The following is a 19,793-nucleotide window of genomic DNA, read 5'->3' on the forward strand; positions in this document are numbered from 1 at the left end:
CGATGTTTCCCGGCTTCCGTCTTCCCGGAAAAGGTGGGAGGGGGATATGACAACACCACCACCCTCTCCGGTGGATGTCATCTGGAATGAACTCTGCTCCTGGATGGTTTCGCAAACACTCCGGGAAACTTCGGAAATGACGCAGGAAACTGACTTCCGCCTTCTGCCTGCCCTGCTGGAACACTTCTGGGGCAAAGATTGCCCGGCTCCCTTTCTGCAGGCATTGACCGTTAGACTGATGCAACACGGCCCATTTCAGCGGTGGCGGAAACAACCCCCCGGATTGCGGAAAAGACTTTTTTCCGCCCTGCTGCGTCTGGATGCCGGGCGCGGATTGGTTCTGCCCTTCGTGGAAGCCTGTCTTCCACATGAAAACCATCCTGAAGTACTGGCCGGGTTGATCGAGTCATGGCCGCCCGGTCTCGTCTGTCCGGAGACCATCTGGCAGCAGTGGTGTGAAAAAACGCGCCCCCCGGTCAACGCCGATGAGGATGATTGGGACCAGCAGCAGTTGCGCCAACTGGCCTGGAAGGCCTTGTTTCAACTTCCCGCCCCGGAAACAGACCCGAAGGGTTCTCCGCGCTGGCTGTCTTTTCTGCGTCAGCAATTGAAGTTCGAGACCAGTTCCTGGGTGCTGAAATCCATCTGGTACAGCTTGGACGAGCTGGGAATGTGGCAGACTTCGGCCGAAGAACGGACCGCCTGGCTGGCGGAACTGGAACGGCATTCCCCGTTTGGCAGCGGAGAAAAGAAGGTATCGGATCAGTTCGTCACCCGCGATGCGCTTCTGCGTGAGGCCATCATCTGGCGGGTGTTGTCTGGAATGCATGCATCTGAAACTGACGCCTCTGTTCTTTCCCGGGAGTTGTTGTCGCGTTATTTGTCAGATTACCTGAATTGCCTGAAACCCCGCTATCTGCACAATGAGGATACTCCTTCACTGCTTCTGCAGACCATGGCGATGTTACCTGCCATGGAACATGACCGTCCGGCATGGCTGGCCACATGGGGAGAGACGGGGGCGATGACAGGAGGTTCATACGTGTCCCGGAAGTTGTTCTGGGAAGTGATGGTTCGGGCGCAGAAGGCCGGATTATATCCGGCAGAAGAAACCATGGAGGCCGCCATCCGGGCCCTGGGCAGTGAGACGGATTCCGATGTTTTTGACACGGCTGCTTCCTGGGTGCCGCCTGCGGGGCGGCTGCAGAAATTGTGGTCTGACATCTGGGAACGGCATCTGTTGAAGACGTTTTCGTACGCGGCTTGGGAGGTATGGTATCCGGTAAGTGTTGAAACATTCTGTTCCCGGTTGATGGGAACCCCCGACGAGTTTCGTCGGAGGGCCGCCAGGTATCTGTTCAGGCGGCACCGGACGGAAATAACGCAGGAGCGGTCGCACGCCTGGTGGGCGCAATGGGTGCGTCAGGAATCAGACCTGGAGAATCTGGAAGAACTTTCGCGGGGGATGCGGCATTGGCAGCCCTTGCCGGAAGTTATTTTGTCCGCCTGGCGGGAACGCGGGCAGAGCGGAGAACGCGATGCAAGGGTACGTCGGCTCGCGTGGCAGGTTCTTGCCTCCCAGCCCGTTGATCTCAGCCAGGACATTATTCGTCATCTGCCCTGCGAGACTGACCCGAAAGTGCTTGAGACCATGGCTGGATGGTCTCCGGCAGCCACGCCGGTCCCCGCTGATTTCTGGAAGGAGTGGGGACAGAAATTCCCCACACTTTCCTCTGGCGACCGCTCTTTTCTGCTGGATCGGCTGTTCCTTTGCTGCCTGAAGTGGCGTCCCGCAACACCGGATCAGATTCAGGAGATGTGGACGATGTGGGAACAAATATCTCCACATTGTCCCACGGATCGGGTCAAGGATACCTTGAAACTTCTGAAACTTCTGTCCCACGCTCCATTTCTTGCGCCTCCTGCCTCCCCCTATCTGTTAAATCTGTTTGCCAATGAGCAGTATAAATTTAATGATGTAGTCGGAATACTCTCCACTGTATACAAGGATTCTGCCCCGTCAGAGGGGGAGTTGATGGAAAAGATATCTTCTTTCACAGGTAACATTTCCGATCCATCATGGTGGGAACAGCAGGCTGAGGATATGATTTCCCAAGTGACCGAGTATAACTACTATAACTACTGGAGAACCACTGCTCGTCCCGAAAGGGATAATTGTCTGAAAAATTTGCAATGGATATGTGAACAGTCGCCAGCACGGGGACGGGGGTTGCTTCCGGGATGGAATAAACTTCGGCCCGTGCTGGAGGACCGGTCCGCCTCGCCGGAAGTGGAATCATTTTTCTTTTCTCTGGTTCGGAAGTGGGGTTCGCCGGAAGGATGGCAGGCGTGGTGGGAGATGGCCGCTGCCATAGAGAACCGCTACCACTTTGTCATTCCCGGGGGCTGTTCTGGAATGATACGGCGGGTGTATTTGGTGGAAAGGCTGGCTGCCAGCCTGTCCTCCTGTGGAGAACAGGCTGATGAGACAACACTGCAGCGGTTGTTGCGCCATCTGAAACAGCAGTGGTGGCGGGCAGAGGATGTGAAACTGTGGCAATGGTTGGGTGAACTGGTGGAAAAGGCAGGCGCAGCTGGTGAGGGTCCGGGTTTCCGGCAGACCGGTTCGGCGGTTCTTTCGGATGGGATATGGCCGCTAAGTTCAGGGTTGCCGGCGTGGGAATTACGGTCCACCTCCGGACAGGTTTCTGACTTCCCTCCGGCACGCCCGGCTTCTCTTTCCCTGACATAAGGATCTGCCCGGAACCAGGAAAACACCGGAGAGGAACTTTGCCCCCCTGTTCCAACCGGTCATCGGGTGAAAAAGTTTGGTCGCGGGTGATGAAAGACAAGGCATTTGACCCATTTCCCCGCCGGTCTTCAGGTTCACGGAAGGTGGCCGGTCATGTCGTCCGGACAGGGCGGCTAGGTTCTCCGGTCGATATTCTGTGGAATGAAATCAGGTCTGGCACAGACCTTGCCGGTTACGCAGGACGATTGATGCGCACCAATTGCCCAGCCATTTCAGGTTGAGCCAAAAGTGCGTCATGAATGCGCTGTGCCAAAGCCTTGAAGTCTGGATCAAAGGTACAGACGATAATGCCCGCATGATCCGCGTGCATTTGGTGCAAGTGAATAAAATGTTTGCGATTGAAGGTTATCAAAATGCGCGTTTCCGTCACAGCAAACGCCAGCACATCTTCATCGGCTACTGCCTGTCCCGCCTGACCGCTTTCGTAGCTGGTTAGCACATCATGGCCTAACCGTCGCAATTCCCTGACGGCTGGGAGAGGAAAATTCTCATTGGCGTACAACCGTGCCATCTACGCCGCCTCATTCTCAGCGATTTGTTGTTCAATCTCTTCCCGATGGAGACGGTAATAAGCCCAAGCGTTCACCAAATCTTCTGAACGCAAGCTTGGGTAACTGTGCAATAAATCCGCCTCACTCGCTCCCAGTCTTCTGGCTTGTACCAACACCCACACAGGGATTCGCGTACGCACAATGCATGGTTCACCGCCACAGACATTTGGTATGCTTTCAACTCCAGGAAAAGCATCACCCAAATCGCGCACAATCCACTGCAACACCTGCGCTTTTTCTGCGCGTGTGGTCTGTGTAAGAAGTTGTTCAATCTCCTGAAGGACCTTCATAAGGTTTTTCTCCATACATATCTCGCTGCCTACATAGCGTACCTGAACGTACACCCAGTGGTCTGAGGTTCAGCCGCATCGCGAAGCGCAACAGCGTCGGCGGAACCGCAGGTTATACAGTTCGCGGGTAAGCCAGCCACCTTGCCCACCCCGCCACCTGACCGGCACCCACACGTTCCCACGATAAGCACCGTACCCCTTTCACTACTTGCCTGCGCCCCTTCCCAGGTTGCATACATTGCGTGATGGCCCCAAATCAACTGTGCCACCGCAGACAGCGTTGGCTGGAGCGGGTGCTGGGCAGCCTGGCTAGAGGAACGGATTGCGTATCTGAAGTTTCTCCTCAATCGTCAATCCGTGTTGCATATCTTCAGAGTACAAACAGGCACACCAGCAGTTGAGGCCGTTGCCATGATGGTACTGTCCCAAAAAGATAACGAATACCGCTGGCGTAATTGGGACGCCGCCAGCAAGCATGACTCGGCTAACTCAACCACTCGACACTTTTCATAAAATGATTTGATCAGTTGACGAATTTGGTCTTCGGTAAAGTTTGCCCGTCGCAACAAGTTGACACGCACTTCATTGATAACCTGAACACTGACGACAGGTTCGCTCTCCTGAATCAGCGTACGCGCTCTTTCAGACTTGTTCGTATCATCTGATAAAGGCATACGGCCAGATATTGGTGTCAACGAAGCAGTTGGTAGCTTGATTACCTGGCATGGACTTCTCCGCGAGTCAAAGGGTAGAAACCTTGCACACACACAGGGTGAGCAAGGAGCTGGTCAATGAAATTCACAGCAGTTTCAGGTGTTTGTTCAACCAACAGGATCACACGTACGCGGTCGAAAGCTTGCCCAAATACTGATGAGGAATCTCAATGACACCGTTCTTGATTGTGGCTTGGACTCTATGGCTTGCATGATCTGCCTCTCCTTTCTGAATAAGGTTCCAGGTCAATGTTGTCCAACAGATTGGCACTTCACCTGCGCCGCGAAGCGCAGCTAAACTCACCCAAGATTACAGCCCAGGTGAATAGCATGGCGAGTGAGGGCCGGAATACCTTGCCTATGAATGCCGGCTCCTTTCGTGAATGGGAAACGATGAAAACCGCACGCCTGCGGCGCAGCCGGTGGATGTGCCGCAGGCCCTGCCCTGACACAGCCGGCCTCCACAGCCGGTCGGCCCCCACGACTCAGTGAATAGTGAAGTCTTGCGACTGGACTGCTGTTTTTTTGGTTGTTTCCTCGTACGCTACCAGTTTCAGCCGGTATTGACCAGCGGCCAGCCCTTCAAGGGAGACCTGTCCGGCATAGGTCAGGGTGCCGTCCGCGTTGGGCGGAGACTGTGTACGTTGCAGAGGACTGACATAAACGGCTTCCTTGTCACGGAAAATCTGGGTCTGAAAGGCCAGATTGGACTTTCCGGCCGTTGGTTTTCCCTTGGGCACGTTGTGGGCCGTGACGACGAACACGAGTTGCGCCCCGGCCGGATAGCGGCGCACCGCCTGATTGATGGGTGCCAGATTGGGGGGCAGAGCCTGTCCCGCCACCGGCTGGGAGTCGCCCGGCTCGGTTGCCGTCGGTTGGGCAACCTGCAGAAAGATGATGTCGGAAAGCATCATCCCGGCCTTTGACACATTCGGAATCTCAATCCACCGGTTGACAGCGCCCCGGTGCTCCGTGATGGGGTCATAGATGGCGGCGCGGACGTTGTACATCCCGGGCGCGAGTTTGAGCGACTTGGTCTGCGATCCCCACCCGGCCTGCGCCAGCGCCAACCGCTCCGGCAGGATGTTCAACGCAATAGTGTCTTCCTGCGCCATCAGCGCTTTGCCGTTGAGGTCAAAAACGACAAAGCCCATCGTCAGGGTATTGGACTTCCGCCCCTTGACATCCCGGAAGGCAATGTCTTTCAGGGGAAACGCCAGGGAGAAACTCGTTTCGAGATCGTTGGAAACGAAGGTCGAGGCCAGCCGCAGAGGGATGTCGCGCGGTGGCACCGGCGCGCCGAGCGCCGCTTTGACTTCACGCGCCGCCAGGGCTTCGGGGCTGAGTTTGGCGTCCTGCTTTTTCTTTTTCCCGGCGGCTTTCTGGATGGACTTTTCGCTTGGCGAGAAAAAGCCCTGCTGCGTGCGGATGGTGAAGCTTCCAGGGAGGTTGAGTTTGACTTCGATTTTGTGAAAGCGGCCATCCGGCTTTTTGTCCGGGTAGTAGGCGAGCGCGTAGTAGGTGGAGGCATCAGCCACCGCCTTGCTGAAAGCGCCGGACAGATCATTCGTGTTGACAAAGGTCAGCCCACCGGTGGCTGCGGCCAGTTCACGGAAAGCATCCTGGCGGGCCTGTTGTGCCTGCGAGGCAAGACTCAGCCCAATTCCGGTCGGATCAAAGCGGCCGGGTTGGCTGGCGTCAAAGCCCGCCGCGACTTCCAGACCGGCGCTGTGGATGGAGTACACCGTAACACCAGCACGGGTTGCGGCATCGAGTACCCGCTGGATGCGAAAGCGTCCGTTGCGGTTGAATTCGTCGTTGATGAAGCCATCCGTGGCAAGGAGAAGCGTTTTCCGCCCCGGATAGTTGCCGAGTGCCAGTGCCGCTGCGCGGATGGTCTCAAGGGTGCTGGTCGTCAGGTATTCCGTCCGCTGGGCAATGCTGCGCGCCGAAGCGCGCACGAGGGTTTCAGCCTGGTTTGGCGGGGTGCCCGGAGAAGAGCGGATGTACAGTTGCGTCAGAAAGTCAATGGTCTGACGGTCATTGCGCTCAACCAGAAACGCCTCGTAGTCCGTCATGGTGAATCCAAAGCCGAAGCTGCCCTGGTCAACGGCCTCATTGCGTGGCGTCAGCCGCTCGATGGCGAGCCGCATGATGCGCCTGTCGTCGGTCATCTGCTGGAGAAAGCCCAAGGTTCCGCTCGTGGACAACACAAGCAGGTGATCACCTTCCACGATGTTTTTTTCGACAAAGTTGAGCAGGGCGTTGCGCAACGGCAAAAAGTTGCCCGGCGCAATGTGCAGATCATCTACAACGAGCGCAAAATAGCGCCCTTCCGGTGTCACGGCCGGCGGTCGCAACCGGTTTTCCGGTTCAGTGCTGGCCTCCGGGTCATCAGCAAGCACGCCATTGGCGACCGCCGAAAAAAAGGCGATGTCCTGTGGCTTACCATCCTCCCGAAGCACAAAGTGTTCCCGCTGGAGATTGTTGACCGGCCGGCCCTGTTTGTCAGTGACACTGACGTAGAGCTGAAGCAGCTCCGTGCCAAGAGTAATAACGTCTTCTTCGTCTTCTCCCTGACCTGGCGCCGGTTCCTGCCCCGCTGCCTTGGGGGCATCCGCCGGGGGCGTGCCGGGGGCTGCCGGTGGGGCTGGCGGTTTCTGGGCAAGAATCGCCAGGGGAAGCCACCCGGCCAAAAATAAGGTCAACAGCGTGGGTTTCAGTCCAGACGCTTTCAGCATGCCACTTCCTCCACGAAAAACCATCCGGTATGGACATGGCAATGGAAGCCTGTCCCCTTTTCATAAAGGTATGGCGCAGGGTTTACAGTTTTTGCAAGTTGTAAAGATCACCAACTCCGGCCGCCTTCCGGAAGTGACACTTATTGTGCCGGGAAAGCCGGAAGCCGTGGTGGTGGATGGCTCAGGAAAACAGGGCTGAATGGGGTATGCGCCGCCGTCTGGGCGGCGGCAACGGGATGGGCGGTTGGGCAATGGCCTGTTTGAGCCGCCGCATGAATTCGGCCCGTGGGATTTCCTTTGCGCCGAACAACGCCATGTGGGGGGTCATCACTTCGATGTCAAACCAGGTCATCCCATGCTGGCGGAAAAAGGTGACGGTCTGCACGATGACGAACTTTGACGCATGGGGTGCGCGAAAGAACATGCTCTCGCCCGAAAAGGCGCGCCCGATCATGACGCCATACATGCCGCCGACGAGTTCACCATCTGGGGTACGCGCCTCAAAGCTGTGGGCGTGGCCGGCTTCATGGAGCGCCGTGTAGGCGGCTTCGATTTCCGGTGTAATCCAGGTTCCCTGCTGGCGCTTGCGCACGCTGGTGCGGCAGGCGTGGATGACCGCCGCGAAGTCCGTGTTGATGTGGAAGGTATAGTTGACCTTTTTCAGGTAACGCGCCAGGCGGGAAGGGATGTGAAAATCATCAAAGTCCAGAATGGCCCGTTCTGCCGGCGCAAACCAGAGCATGGGGTAGCCTTCGTGTGGCCAGGGGAAAATGCCGTTGCTGTAGGCCAGCAGCAGGGAAGACACGTGAAGGTCGCCCCCCACCGCCAGCAGTCCATGTTCATCGGCTTCTTCGACCGGTGGAAACTCCAGAATGGGCATGAGGCGTTTCTGACCTGTGTCGTGGGTAGGGAATCATAACTGATATGTGGCGTCCGGTTGACAGAGGCATTCTGATACTGACGCCAATGGACGCTGGAGTTCAACGATGATACTGCAAGTTACCGTCAAGCCCAACGCGCGCCAGCGGCGGCTGGAACGCCTGTCTGATGGGACCTGGCGCGCCTATGTCATGTCGCCGCCCCACGAAGGCCGGGCGAATGCCGAGCTGATTGCGTTGCTGGCCGAGCATTTCCACTGTCCCAAGTCCGCAATCACCATCCAGCACGGCGTAACGGGACGCCACAAGCGCATTCACCTGGATGTTCGCGGAGATGCGCCCAAAGCCGGCCGGGGAGGAAGTGGGTAAGCCAGTGCGTCATTCTGCGTCATCATCCGTGAGTTTCAGGTCTTCCGCCAGAATGGCAACCCGCAGTCCGGTGCCGCCGGTGCAGGTGATGCAGGGGCCGGTGCGTTCGGGTTCGGCCCGTCCGCGCATGGCGCAGCGGCACAGCTCGGCCTTGTATGTGGAGCTGCCGCCGCGCCGTACGCGATAGATTGGATTGACGACATCGTAGGCGCTGCCATCCGTCGGCGCATTATCGTAATCCTCGACAAAGGCATCCTGGCACCATTCCCAGACGTTGCCGTGCATGTCAAACAGTCCAAAGGCGTTGGCAATGCCCAGCGAGCCGACCGGCAGCAGGCGTCCGGCCGTGGGCGTCACTTTGGCGGCACCGTAGGGCACTTCGCCGTTGATGTTGGCGACGCGCGTCGTGAGGGTGTCGCCAAACGCAAAGGGCTTTGTGGAGCCGGCCCGGCAGGCATATTCCCATTCCGCTTCGGTCGGCAGCCGGAACCGTTTGCCGGTGATCTTTTCGAGGCGGCGGCAGAACTCCACCGCCTGCGACCAGGTGACGTTTTCCACCGGGAGCATGTCCGTATTGTCATTGTTCTGGGGCGCGCGGGGCGAGCGCCGTCCACGCGGCGCTTCCGGCTGGGAGGGATTCGGCGGCAGGTCATCCCTGACCTTGGGCAAAGCCGCCACAAAGGCCCACTGCCGGCGGGTGACTTCATAGCGTCCCATGTAGAACTCCGGCACAGCCACCTCGTGGAGTTTTTCGTTGGGCAGGCGTCCGGCTTCGGATTCCGGCGATCCCATGCGGAACTCTCCACCGGGAATGCGAACCAGTTCCAGGGCAATGCCTTTCTCCCGGTCGAGCTCGATGGCGACGACTTCCGACTTGAGAATACGCGGGTTGACGATGTTGCCTTCGGGCGTGAGGTCCACGGTCTGAAACTCATCAAAGGCCAGTTCGCGCATGATGAGTGGAGCATCTGTGTATCGCCTGTCCCGGCCGCGCAGGCGCTCGATTTCAGCATTTTCGGCCAGTTGTTCGGCGAGGCGGCCGTACTTGCTGCCAGAGCCGTACTTGGCCAGGAACGTTTTGAACGCCTGTGGATCGTTGCTGTTGCGGATGGCGTTCCACTCCCGGTCTTCTTCCGAAAGCCGTATGACGGTTGCCACCCGCTTTGGTGTGACCCGCACGACGCGCACGGGCTGCGTGTTGCCCACCCGCGTACTGATTTCCTGGCTGGGGGCCGTCCATCCGACCGGCGTGGCAAGGCTCAGCACGACAGTCAAAACGCCACCCAAAGCGAGAGGAACGGCGATACTACGGCGTTTGTGAATGGTGTGTGGAAAGGCAAAGCGTCGGGATATATACCGGAGTGATGTCATGGCTGGTTGGCGGATATGTCAGGTCAGCATCATGCCAGAGTTGCCAGAGGCGGCGGAGGTTGCTCTGGATGCAAGCCAAATCAAATTTCAGCTCAAGCCAAGGTAATGCATCCCGGCAAGGTGAGGGAAAATGCTGATGTTGCTGTGGCCACTGTGAATGATAGCGATTTTATCGTAGATTAGAGACACTTCCACGACCACAGGCAGGTCGCTCTGGCATTCTCGCTGGCGAGGAAAAGCGCACATGAAAGGTCTTCCCGTCCTCTGGGTCCTGTTTGCTTCGTTTTGCACGGCGGCGGCAATTGTTCTGACCATACGGTGGCTCTACCGACGGGCAGCACAACCACGCCGGCGTCCCTTACGTGAGATTCTGGCGAACCTGGAGCATGCCCGCCCGACACGTCGGGTACGGGCGGCCGGTGAGTTGTCTGAGCGTACCGGAGCGGAAGCCAGGGAGGCCGTGGATGCGCTGTTGCGGCGGCTGTCTGACCCGGAGCCGGAGGTTCGGGCCGTTGTCGTGGATACGCTGGGCAAACTCGAAGACCCACGGGCCAGTGAGCCACTGCGGGAGCGCCTGCACGACGACTCGACGGAAGTGCGCGGGTTGACAGTTTCAGCGCTGGTGAGCCTCAGAGATTTTGCGGCGCTGCCGGAAATCATCCGCCTGCTTGACGACGAAGACTGGACGATTCGCGCCTGGACGGCTTCGGAAATGGTCCGGCTGGGTCGTGAAGAGGCGCTGGAGACCCTGCTGGCGGCGCGCAACCGTGAAGTCTGGCGTGCACACCTGCGGCTCTGTGACAGCGCGCCCCGTGTTGTGGATGAGCGGGCGGTCTCACCCTTGCTCATCGAGATGCGCAAGGCCAAGGAAATGGGTATCCGGGTTGAGGCGATGCTGGCGCTGGCGAGCTTCGGTTACATCCCGGACGAAGAAGCCCGGCTGGTGGAGAATCTGGTGGCCTCGACGGAAGAAGAGCATCCCAACCTGCGATTTCAGGCCATTGCCATGCTGGGCACGATGGAGATGCGGCGCATCGAGCCGTATCAGCAGGCCCAGCGCATTCTCGAACGTCTGGCCGTGCGGGACGAAAATGCCTTGGTGCGCGCTGCCGCCCGGCATAGCCTCAAAGGCTTCACCATTGTCCGCGAGCGGACGATTCGCTCGCTGCCACCGCCGGACACGATGCCGGCGGTCTCTCCGGTCCGGGTGGAGATGCAGTCGCTCGACATGCTCACGTCCAACCTCAAAAACACAGCCCTGCCGATGCGCTGGCGCTACGTTCACGCTCTGGCGGCAACGCGCCATCCAAAGGCTGTTGTGCCGCTGGTTGAAGCGACACACGACAAGGAATGGCGTGTACGGGCGGCGGCGGCGCGTGGTCTGGGGTTGCTTGTGGGCGTTGGCGAAACCGATGTGCGTCCCACGCTGGAGCGGGCGGCCATTGAGGACGAGCATTTCAGCGTCCGGGAGACGGCCGAGCTGGCGCTGGCACGGATTACCCCGACTTCGACGCCACGTTCCCGGTAAAAGCGGGTTTTCACAGGCGCAACTGCAACCAGGGGTTGTACCAGTGGTTGTCCGGGTTGACACTGTACCGTCTGGACGGTACAGTACGCGCCATGCGTCGTCCTTCAACCAAATCCGCAACTCCAGCCCAGGTGACACGGGATGAACTGCTCCGCGCGACGGTGCGGGTCGTCGCTGAAGAGGGGTTGCCTCGGCTGACCCTTGACGCCGTCGCCCGCGCGGCCGGCGTCAGCAAGGGGGGACTGCTGTACCACTTCCCAACCAAGGAGGCGCTCATCCGGGCGCTGATTGAGACGTTCATTGCCGAGTGGGACCGCGCCATGGCGCGGGAGTATGCCCGTGATCCAGAGCCGGAAAAGCCGGGGCGCTGGTTGCGGGCTTACGTACGGGCTTCCTTTGCCGAGGTCGATCCGAACGAGTCGTTGACCTTGGGCCTGGGGCAGGGCGATCTGGCGAGTTTCCTGGCGGCGCTGGCCGTCAACCCCGAACTGCTGGGACTGATTCAAACGGCCTATGACCGCTGGCATCGGCTGCTGGTGTCCGATGGTGTGGATGAAGTGACGGCCACGGCTGTCCGGTTTGCCGCCGATGGCATCTACTTTGCCGAAGGCTTCGGCCTGGCGCCGCCCGTCGGCCGCCAACGGCAGCAGGTGTGTGACCTGATCCTGGCCTGGAGTGCAGCACCCGGCCGCACCGGTACGGAAATGGCAGGGGCGTGACATGGGGCGCAGGGAAGGGGAGCGGCTTTCAGTGTGCCGATGCGGTGACAATGGCATAGCGGCCTGGGTTGTAGGCGGGCTGTGTCTGGTGGCGTTGGTTCTGGGGGGTGGGTGTCAGCGTCCAGCCCAAAACCAGGCATCGGCCGCAACGGAAGTGCCAACGCCCGTGACGGTGGCGCGCGTGCAGGTGCGGATGCGCCCGCAGTCCATCCTGGCGACGGGAAACGTTGTCCCGTGGCGGCAGTCGGCAGTGGCTTCGGCGGCAATGGGGAAGGTGGTGGACATCCCGGTGGATGTGGGCGCGGTGGTACGGGAAGGGCAGGTGCTGGCGCGACTCGATGACCGCGAAGCGCGGCAGCGGCTGGCACAGGCCGAAGCGGCTCTGGCACAGGCTGAGGCGGCCGAAGCCCAGCTCCGGGCCCGGCTGGGACTCTCCGGCGAGGTGTTTGACCCACGTCAGACGCCAGAGGCCGAGGCGGCCCAGGCGGCATTGACCGCAGCGGAAGCCGAGGCGCGGCTGGCCGGGGCCACCCTGGAACGCTACGAGCGGCTGGCCCGCCATGACAACATCACCCGCGCGGTGCTCGACGAAGCCCGCACCCGGCTGGAAGCCGCGCAGGCGCAGGTTCAGGCGGCGCGCCGCCGCTACGCGGCCACCCTGGACGGGTTGCGGGCCGAATATGCCGGGTTACGGGCGGCACAGGCGCGCATTGCCGAAGCGCGGGCGGCCGTGGCACTGGCGCAGAAAGCCGTGGAAGACACCACCGTACGGGCGCCTTTTGCCGGGTATGTGGCCGAGCGGTTTGCCAATGTGGGCGAGTATGTCACGCCGGAGAAGCCCCTGATGGAGTTGGTGGTACTGGAACGGTTGAAGCTGGAGCTTCAGGTACCAGCCGGGGAAGCCGGGCGGGTCCGGCGCGGGCAGGCGGTTGAGGCCACAACCGACGCCTATCCCGACTGGGTCATTCGTGGCGAGGTCACGACGATTCGCCCGCTGGTGGAAGCTGATGCGCGCCGTCTGCGCGTTGAGGTCATCGTGTCGAATGGGGAGCAGCGGTTGCGTCCGGGGATGTTCGTCACGGCGCGGCTGCTGCTGCCGGAGCGTACGCCGTGGGTGATGGCCCCGCGCGCGGCTGTCCGGTGGCATCCGGGTCTGGGCGCGCAGGTGGCGTATGTCGTTGAGGGGGATCGAGCGCGGCTGCGGGTGGTTCAGGTGGGGGAAAACGTCGGGGAGGAAGTCGAAATCCGGTCTGGTCTGGAGGCCGGCGAACGTGTCGTTGTGACCGGTCTGGAGAAGCTGGAGGACGGGAAAGCTGTTTCCAGTACAGATAGATGAAGGCTACTCCGGGCTGTAGTTTTTTCTTTTGAAGCCACCGGCAATGCCTTTTTCTTTGTCAATAAGCTCGATGTCTTCAAGTGAAAACTCTGACCATACTTTACCCAAAGAACAGGGTAAAGGTGAGTAACCACAGGAAATGGAATTTTTGGGAAAGAAGAACTTGACTCCATTGATGTCTTGGCTCGTAAACTGGCGTTTCAATGAAGAAACTTCCGGGAGCAACAGGAGATTTGTGTTTGTAGAAGAGTAAAAGGTAAGCGCAGTACAGTATGCCAAATGTAGGACAAGTTTATGCGTGTAGGCTGTAAGGAAAATAAATTGTTTATACTTTTCTCTGTAAAGAGTGCTGGAGATGACCAGTAACAACAGCAGCAATGCCTGTATCAGTCCGAGCTTGCGATTGGCAACCATTATCTCTGAAATGGAAAAAGATGCCACGAGAGAAAGAGAAGAGAGGATAGCGTCTTTTTGAAAAGTTGCAAGGAGAAACATGGATGCCATTGTGAGTATGTAAGGTCCCATAAACCTGACCGTAGGTGCATTGATGAAGATGTATAAAACACCGACAGCGGCAAAAAGTAACACGCTGGTATATTTTTTGCAAAAAATCAAAAAATCCTTCTTCAAAACCAGGATGCAGGAAAGAATCAGTATCATCAGGAAAATGAATAAATAAATCACACCTTTTCCGCCCCAGGTTTTAGACCAAGGAAAAATCCAATTCAGGTGATTGATATTCTCTGGAGCTTTTGTCACCTGCAGGCGTGCGAACGTAGTGATAAGTTCAATTACCTCCTTTGAAGAGTTTTCACCAATAAACCACGGAGCTTGAAGATGAAAAAGGCTGGAAGGATACAGAGGACACCCGGAAGTTAAAGCCGAAGCAGTTAACTTGGTCAACACCAAAATAGTAGTTATGATACCCCACCTCAGATGACTTTTGTTCAGTTTGAACCCAAATCTATGGATGAAGAGATAGATACCAAACAGAAAGACAGGGATGCCGGTAAGTTTGAGCGCAAAGCCGAATGAAGGAAAAATAACTGCTGGCCAGAAAAAAATGTGTTTTACTTCAGAATCCGGTGTTTCATCCTCTGATGAAAAATACCTGAGTGAGCAGAAAACAGTCATGCCAATGATGATATTAAGTGGCACTTCTACAGAAGTAACGTCGACCAGTGCATAAAAGGCGACAAAACTTAAAAGAAAAAAGCACACCAAAAAAAATTCATAAATGTCTTTATTGATTCGAGACAGGCTTCTGAAAAATTGGCAAAATGAAATAAAAAGCGAAAATCCGCCTACTATCAAACTGGAGTAAATTCCCAGAAAATCTTCAAAAGGTGCGGGTAATGCAAACCATATAGATTGATGTCCGAGTTGCGGATGGATAAGTGCAAGACCTGTAACCAATCCATATTCATGAAGATATTTCGCCATTTGAATGTGATAACCAACAATATCTGAGCCTTCGTGGTGAGGAATGCTGATGAGAAAAAATGACAATGCTGATGAGATTAGCATTGTCAGAAAATTTTCTCTGAGGATGCCTGCCAAAGTTTGAACATCCTGCCTTGTGAGTGAAAAAAAAGTGTAGGATAGTACTGCGATTGAGACAACAACAAGATGTGTTATTCTCAATGAAGAAAAGAAAGCAAGAATCATGAACAAGTTGGACAAAGCCAATGTCCCAATGAATGATGTCAAAAACGGCTGAATACCAAGCAATTTTATTATTTCTTTCTTTTCGAGAAAAATGGAAAGTAATGAAAAAGCTGAAAATACACTGAGAATGGAAATAAAAAACCACACAATGAGACAGACAAACATTTTATTCCTCAACCTGGAATATTCAGACTAGAAAATGCAGTGGTTGGCTGAAGTCTGTATCCGGCGTCCGGTTTTCACAACCATGCTCATCGTGGCCATTGCCGTCTTTGGGCTGGTTGGCTACGGAGCACTTGGCGTGGACAGATTTCCCAATGTTGATTTTCCGGTTGTCACCGTCGTCGTCACCAATCCCGGCGCATCGGCCGTCGAAATCGAGCGCGACATCACGGAGAAAGTCGAGTCAGCCGTCAATGCCATCAGCGGCGTCAAAGAAATCCGCTCCACTTCAGTTGAAGGCATCTCGCAGGTCAATATCCAGTTTTCACTCAACAAGGACTTCGACGTGGCCGCCCAGGAAGTCCGCGACAAGGTCAACCTCGTCATCCCTGAACTGCCCAAAACCATTGAACCGCCTACGGTTCAGAAGTTTGAAACCAATGCCTCGCCGGTCATCCGGCTGGCCGTGTCCGCTCCCTATCCGCTGGTTGAAACGACACGTCTAGCACGACGCCAGATCAAGGAACAACTGGAAACCCTCGATGGCGTCGGGCGGGTGGCGCTGCTCGGTGGGGTGCAGCCCGAAGTGCGTGTCACACTTGATCCGCTGCGTCTGCGCGCTTACGACCTGACGCCACTCGACGCCGTTGCCGCCATCGAACGCCAGAACCGTGACGCCCCGGCCGGGACGCTGGAGCAGGGAGCGCGCGAAACCGCCCTGCGCGCCCCAGGCAAAGTCCCGGATGCGGCCACCCTGCGCCGGTTGCCGCTGGCCTACCGCCAGACCTATCCCGTCTGCCTGGAGGAGGTCGCCCACGTCGAGGAAACCACGCCGCTGCCCCGTACCATCACGGCGCTGGACGGACGTTCGGCCGTCATCGTGCAGGTCTCCAAACGGGCCGGTGGCAATGCCGTGGCGCTGGCTGCCGCCGTCAAGGCCAGGCTGACCGAAATCCGTGCCAGTCTGCCCCCGGAAGTCACCGTGACCGAAGTCGGCGACAAGTCCATCTTCATCGAAGCCGCTGTCAACGATGTCAAAACCCACCTGCTTGAAGGCAGCCTGCTGGCCTGTCTCGTGGTGCTGGTGTTTCTCCGGCGCCTGGGGCTGACCCTCATTGCCGCCCTTGCCATCCCAACGTCCATCATCGGTGCGTTTGGCGTCATAGCCGCATCTGGCTACACGCTGGACACCATCACACTGCTGGCACTGACGCTCATGGTGGGCGTTGTCATTGACGATGCCATCATCGTGCTCGAAAACATCGAGCGGTTCATCCGTGAAAAAGGACTGCCGCCGTTTGAAGCCGCAGTCGCGGCGACGCGGGAAATCGGACTGGCCGTGTTGGCCACAACCCTGTCGCTGCTGGCCGTCTTCCTGCCGACGGCCTTTATGGGCGGCATCGTCGGACGCTTCCTCGCGCCGTTTGGCATCACGGCCGCGGCCGCCGTCGCCATTTCCATGTTCGTTTCCTTCACACTGACGCCCATGCTGTGCGCCCGCATGGCGGTTTCGCACCGGGACCGGCCCGCTGCCGCCGGTTGGACGGCACGCTATTACGGGCCGCTGGTGGCCTGGTCAGTTCGTCGGCGCGGATGGGTGGCCCTGACGTGCCTGGGGGTGGCGGCTTCCGTTGTTCCGCTGTTTATCGTCATCGGCAAGGACTTCATCCCCCAGGATGACGAATCGGAGTTCGAGGTGACGCTCCGCGCCCCGGAAGGAACGTCCCTCGCTGCCATGAGCCTGCTGGTTGAGCGCATCGCGGCCGATCTGCGTACCCTGCCCGGCGTCGCCCACACCCTGACGACCGCCGGAAGCGGCGATCCACCCGTGGCTTCCCGTGGCTACATCTACGTCAAGCTGAGACCTCTGGCGGAACGCACCGCCTCGCAGGTGGAACTCATCGGGCTGGCACGCGAACGTCTGCGGCCCTATGCCGCACAGGTGCGTACCAGTGTGCAGCCGATTACGCCTTTTGCCGGCGGGGGCTATGAAAACGCGACGATCCAGTACGTGTTGCGCGGCCCCGAACTGGAGCCGCTGGCGCTGTACGCCGAACGTCTCATGGAAGCCATGCGCCGGATGCCGGGGGTGGTGGATGTCAACTCGACGCTCGTGCTGGGCGCGCCGGAACTGCGCCTGGTCGTTGACCGGGCGCGGGCGGCTGATCTCGGTGTCGCTGTCGAAGACGTGGCCACCACGCTCAACCTGCTGGTGGCCGGGGTGGAAGTCGGTACGCTGGCAGCCGACGCCGGAGCGGCCGCTGACCGGCCGCGCATCCGGCTGCGCGCAACGGATGCCTTTCGCAGTCTGCCGGAACGTCTGGGGGCAATTGCCGTGCCGACGGCCAAGGGTGCGCCCGTGCCACTGTCCGGCCTGGTGCGCCTTGTTGAAGGGACGGGGCCGGTGGCCATCGAGCGCCTCAACCGTCAGCGTTATGTCACTGTTCTGGCGAATGTCGCCGCCGGGTATTCACTTTCGGCGGCCACCGAACAGATTGATGCCGCGTTCCAGGCGTTGGAACTTGCCTCCGGCTACGAGCGGGTCTTTGCCGGGGATGCCAAAGACATGGCGGAATCCGCCTACTACTTTGCCATCGCTTTCGGGCTGACTTTCGTCCTGATGTATGTCGTTCTGGCCGCCCAGTTCGAGTCGTTCATCCATCCCGTGACCATTCTGCTGACGCTCCCGCTGGCGCTCCCGTTTGGCCTCGTCTCCCTGCTGGCTGTTGGGCAGAACGTCAATCTCTTCGTCGGGCTGGGGGTCCTCGTGCTGTTTGCCGTCGTCAAAAAGAACGCCATCCTGCAGATTGACCACATGAACGGCCTGCGGCGGGCCGGCTGGGCGCGCGATGCGGCCATCGTTCAGGCGAACTGTGACCGGCTGCGCCCCATCCTGATGACCACGCTGGCTTTTGTCGCCGGCATGTTCCCGCTGGCGCTTTCACGCGGGCCCGGCGCAAGCAGCAACCGTTCGATTTCCGTTCTCGTCATTGGCGGCCAATCGCTGTGTCTGCTGCTGACGCTGCTGGCCGTGCCGGCTTTCTATGCCCTGTTTGACGATCTGGCGGCCTGGCTCGCCCGCCGCCGCTGGTTCCGGCCACGCCGAAGCCTGGGCAGTGAGCCGTCCGTGAAATCGGCTGCCCACGACTGAGGAGGTAAACATGTGGAGGCAAGAAACGGCCATGTTCCTGTCCCGACACGTCTGGCTGCCTGTCATCATTGGGGTGGCCCTGTCCGGCAACAGCGCCCCGGCGCAGCACCTGCCGCCGGTACGCCGTCTGCCGGTGCCGGGCGTCGTGTATCCGCCGGCTGGCGGTCACGCCCCACGTCCACTGTCCCCGGCGCGCGCCGTGGAAATGGCGCTGGCCGGCGAAACTTCGGTGCGCCTTGCCGCCGAGCGCCGGGAGGAAGCCAGGGGACGCGCCCTCGAAGCCCGTGCGGCGCTGCTGCCCAACCTCAGTGGCGTGGTGACACGCGCCAATTCCGCCATCAACCTGGCCGCACAGGGATTGGGCGGTTTCCTGCCGGGCATCAGTTCCATCATCGTCTTTGACACGTTTGACGCCCGCTTGCAGCTTACGCAGCAGTTGTTTGACTGGTCGGCCGTGCAGCGCCATCGCGCCACGCAGACGGCCCGCCAGGCCGCTGAAGTGGAAGCGCAACTCGTGCGGCAACAGATCACCGGTGAGGTTCTGCTGGCCTATCTGGATGTGCTGCGCGCACAATCGCTGGTCAGCGCCGCTGAGCGCGAAATCGTGACGGCGCGCGCTCTGGTGCATCTGGCGCAGGAACAGCGCGCGGCCGGACTGGCCACCCAGCTCGATGTTGTTCGGGCCGGCGTCCGCCTGGCCGAGGAAGATGCCCGCCGGGCGCAGGCGCAGGTTGAGCTGGAGCAGTCCCAGGCGCGGTTGCGGCGGCTCATGGCCGTACCGGCCGACGCCGAACTGACCCTGACTGGCGAGCTGCGGTTCGTCCCCGTATCCACGCCGGACGTGGCCACCGCCCAGTCGGCCGCGCTGCGGCAACGGCTTGAAGTCGTCCTGGCCCGGCTTCAGTACGAAGCGGCCACCCGGGAACAGGCGGCCGTGGCGGCCGAACATCTCCCCTCGGTTGAAGTTTTCGCTGACTATGGCCTGAACGGCGTGCGCCCGAACCGCTTTGCCCTGCCGACGCGCACGTTCGGGGTGCGGGTCAACGTTCCGGTGTTCAACGGCGGCGCTTCGTTTGGCCGGCTGGTGGCCGAAAAGAGCCGGGCCCGCCAGCGTGAGTTGGAGGTTGCCGATGTCCAGCGGCAGGTCGAGCAGGAGGTACGGCTGGCCGTGGTCCTGCTGTCGGCCGCAGCGGAGCAGGTTGCCGCAGCCGAGCAGGCCGTGACACTGGCGCAGCGTGAAGTCGAGCTCGCCGAAGAACGCTTTGCCGCCGGTGTGGCCGACAACTTGGAGGTCATCCGGGCGCAGTCGGCGCTCAGTCAGGCCCGCACGGCACGGATTCAGGCGCTGGCACAGCACGTCATGACGCGCGTCAACTGGGCTTTGGCCCTGGGCACGATTGAGCAGTTTCAGTGGTGAGGCCATTTCAGAGGGTGACGCCACACCGTGCGCCGTGTTAGTCTGCTGTCTCCTGCACGTTGCCAACCTGGTCTGTTCGGTGCGTGC

At 59.2% G+C, this 19,793-nt stretch carries 15 protein-coding genes; 8 read left to right on the forward strand and 7 right to left on the reverse strand.

Annotated features, from left to right (window positions below):
• Positions 1-46 precede the first annotated feature (46 nt).
• Positions 47-2,752: a hypothetical protein gene (locus J8C01_RS13025; protein WP_211433242.1), complete on the forward strand. Its 2,706-nt coding sequence runs from the start codon at positions 47-49 to the stop codon at positions 2,750-2,752.
• A 232-nt stretch (positions 2,753-2,984) separates the two neighbouring features.
• Here J8C01_RS13025 and J8C01_RS13030 read toward each other — a convergent pair whose 3' ends face one another.
• The 4 genes from J8C01_RS13030 to J8C01_RS13045 all read right to left on the reverse strand — a co-directional run bounded on the left by J8C01_RS13030 (position 2,985) and on the right by J8C01_RS13045 (position 7,107).
• Positions 2,985-3,323 (reverse strand): DUF5615 family PIN-like protein, encoded by a 339-nt coding sequence (locus J8C01_RS13030; protein ID WP_211433243.1) that lies wholly within the window; start codon positions 3,321-3,323, stop codon positions 2,985-2,987.
• The gene (locus tag J8C01_RS13035) at positions 3,324-3,668 is read right to left on the reverse strand and encodes a DUF433 domain-containing protein (RefSeq protein ID WP_211433244.1); all 345 of its coding nucleotides are present in this window, start codon (positions 3,666-3,668) and stop codon (positions 3,324-3,326) included.
• A 335-nt stretch (positions 3,669-4,003) separates the two neighbouring features.
• Entirely contained in the window at positions 4,004-4,327 is a 324-nt protein-coding gene (locus J8C01_RS13040) for a PIN domain-containing protein (RefSeq protein WP_249355531.1), read from the reverse strand.
• A gap of 524 nt (positions 4,328-4,851) precedes the next feature.
• Positions 4,852-7,107 carry a VWA domain-containing protein gene (locus J8C01_RS13045; protein WP_211433245.1) on the reverse strand — a complete coding sequence of 752 codons (2,256 nt, stop codon included), beginning with the start codon at positions 7,105-7,107 and terminating at the stop codon, positions 4,852-4,854.
• On the opposite strand from J8C01_RS13045, the gene J8C01_RS13050 reads away from it, so the two are divergent.
• Entirely contained in the window at positions 7,106-7,306 is a 201-nt protein-coding gene (locus J8C01_RS13050; RefSeq protein WP_211433246.1) for a hypothetical protein, read from the forward strand. The two genes, J8C01_RS13045 and J8C01_RS13050, sit on opposite strands and share 2 nt — an antisense overlap.
• Here J8C01_RS13050 and aat read toward each other — a convergent pair.
• Positions 7,289-7,987: a leucyl/phenylalanyl-tRNA--protein transferase gene (gene aat / locus J8C01_RS13055; protein WP_211433247.1), complete on the reverse strand. Its 699-nt coding sequence runs from the start codon at positions 7,985-7,987 to the stop codon at positions 7,289-7,291. The genes J8C01_RS13050 and aat overlap by 18 nt on opposite strands.
• Positions 7,988-8,093: 106 nt before the next feature.
• On the opposite strand from aat, the gene J8C01_RS13060 reads away from it, so the two are divergent.
• Positions 8,094-8,354 (forward strand): DUF167 domain-containing protein, encoded by a 261-nt coding sequence (locus J8C01_RS13060; protein ID WP_211433248.1) that lies wholly within the window; start codon positions 8,094-8,096, stop codon positions 8,352-8,354.
• 9 nt (positions 8,355-8,363) lie between these two features.
• Here J8C01_RS13060 and J8C01_RS13065 read toward each other — a convergent pair whose 3' ends face one another.
• Positions 8,364-9,620: a formylglycine-generating enzyme family protein gene (locus J8C01_RS13065; RefSeq protein WP_211433249.1), complete on the reverse strand. Its 1,257-nt coding sequence runs from the start codon at positions 9,618-9,620 to the stop codon at positions 8,364-8,366.
• A 349-nt stretch (positions 9,621-9,969) separates the two neighbouring features.
• Here J8C01_RS13065 and J8C01_RS13070 point away from each other — a divergent pair, with 349 nt between their 5' ends.
• From J8C01_RS13070 to J8C01_RS13080, 3 genes are read left to right on the forward strand one after another with little or no spacing between them, the layout of a single operon-like run.
• Positions 9,970-11,253: a HEAT repeat domain-containing protein gene (locus tag J8C01_RS13070; protein ID WP_211433250.1), complete on the forward strand. Its 1,284-nt coding sequence runs from the start codon at positions 9,970-9,972 to the stop codon at positions 11,251-11,253.
• A gap of 56 nt (positions 11,254-11,309) precedes the next feature.
• Positions 11,310-11,972, forward strand: a complete 663-nt coding sequence (locus J8C01_RS13075; RefSeq protein ID WP_187288474.1) for a TetR/AcrR family transcriptional regulator — start codon at positions 11,310-11,312, stop codon at positions 11,970-11,972.
• 1 nt (position 11,973) lies between these two features.
• Positions 11,974-13,308 (forward strand): efflux RND transporter periplasmic adaptor subunit, encoded by a 1,335-nt coding sequence (locus J8C01_RS13080; protein ID WP_211433251.1) that lies wholly within the window; start codon positions 11,974-11,976, stop codon positions 13,306-13,308.
• A gap of 3 nt (positions 13,309-13,311) precedes the next feature.
• Here the strand turns inward: J8C01_RS13080 and J8C01_RS13085 are convergent, their stop codons facing one another.
• Complete coding sequence (locus J8C01_RS13085) at positions 13,312-15,141, reverse strand: LIC_10190 family membrane protein (RefSeq protein ID WP_211433252.1); 1,830 nt, start codon at positions 15,139-15,141, stop codon at positions 13,312-13,314.
• A gap of 34 nt (positions 15,142-15,175) precedes the next feature.
• Here J8C01_RS13085 and J8C01_RS13090 point away from each other — a divergent pair, with 34 nt between their 5' ends.
• Complete coding sequence (locus tag J8C01_RS13090; protein WP_211433253.1) at positions 15,176-18,289, forward strand: efflux RND transporter permease subunit; 3,114 nt, start codon at positions 15,176-15,178, stop codon at positions 18,287-18,289.
• A gap of 31 nt (positions 18,290-18,320) precedes the next feature.
• Complete coding sequence (locus tag J8C01_RS13095; protein WP_211433254.1) at positions 18,321-19,706, forward strand: TolC family protein; 1,386 nt, start codon at positions 18,321-18,323, stop codon at positions 19,704-19,706.
• Positions 19,707-19,793 lie beyond the last annotated feature (87 nt).

The organism is Chloracidobacterium sp. D, assembly GCF_018304685.1.
In the GTDB taxonomy this organism is placed as follows: domain Bacteria; phylum Acidobacteriota; class Blastocatellia; order Chloracidobacteriales; family Chloracidobacteriaceae; genus Chloracidobacterium; species Chloracidobacterium thermophilum.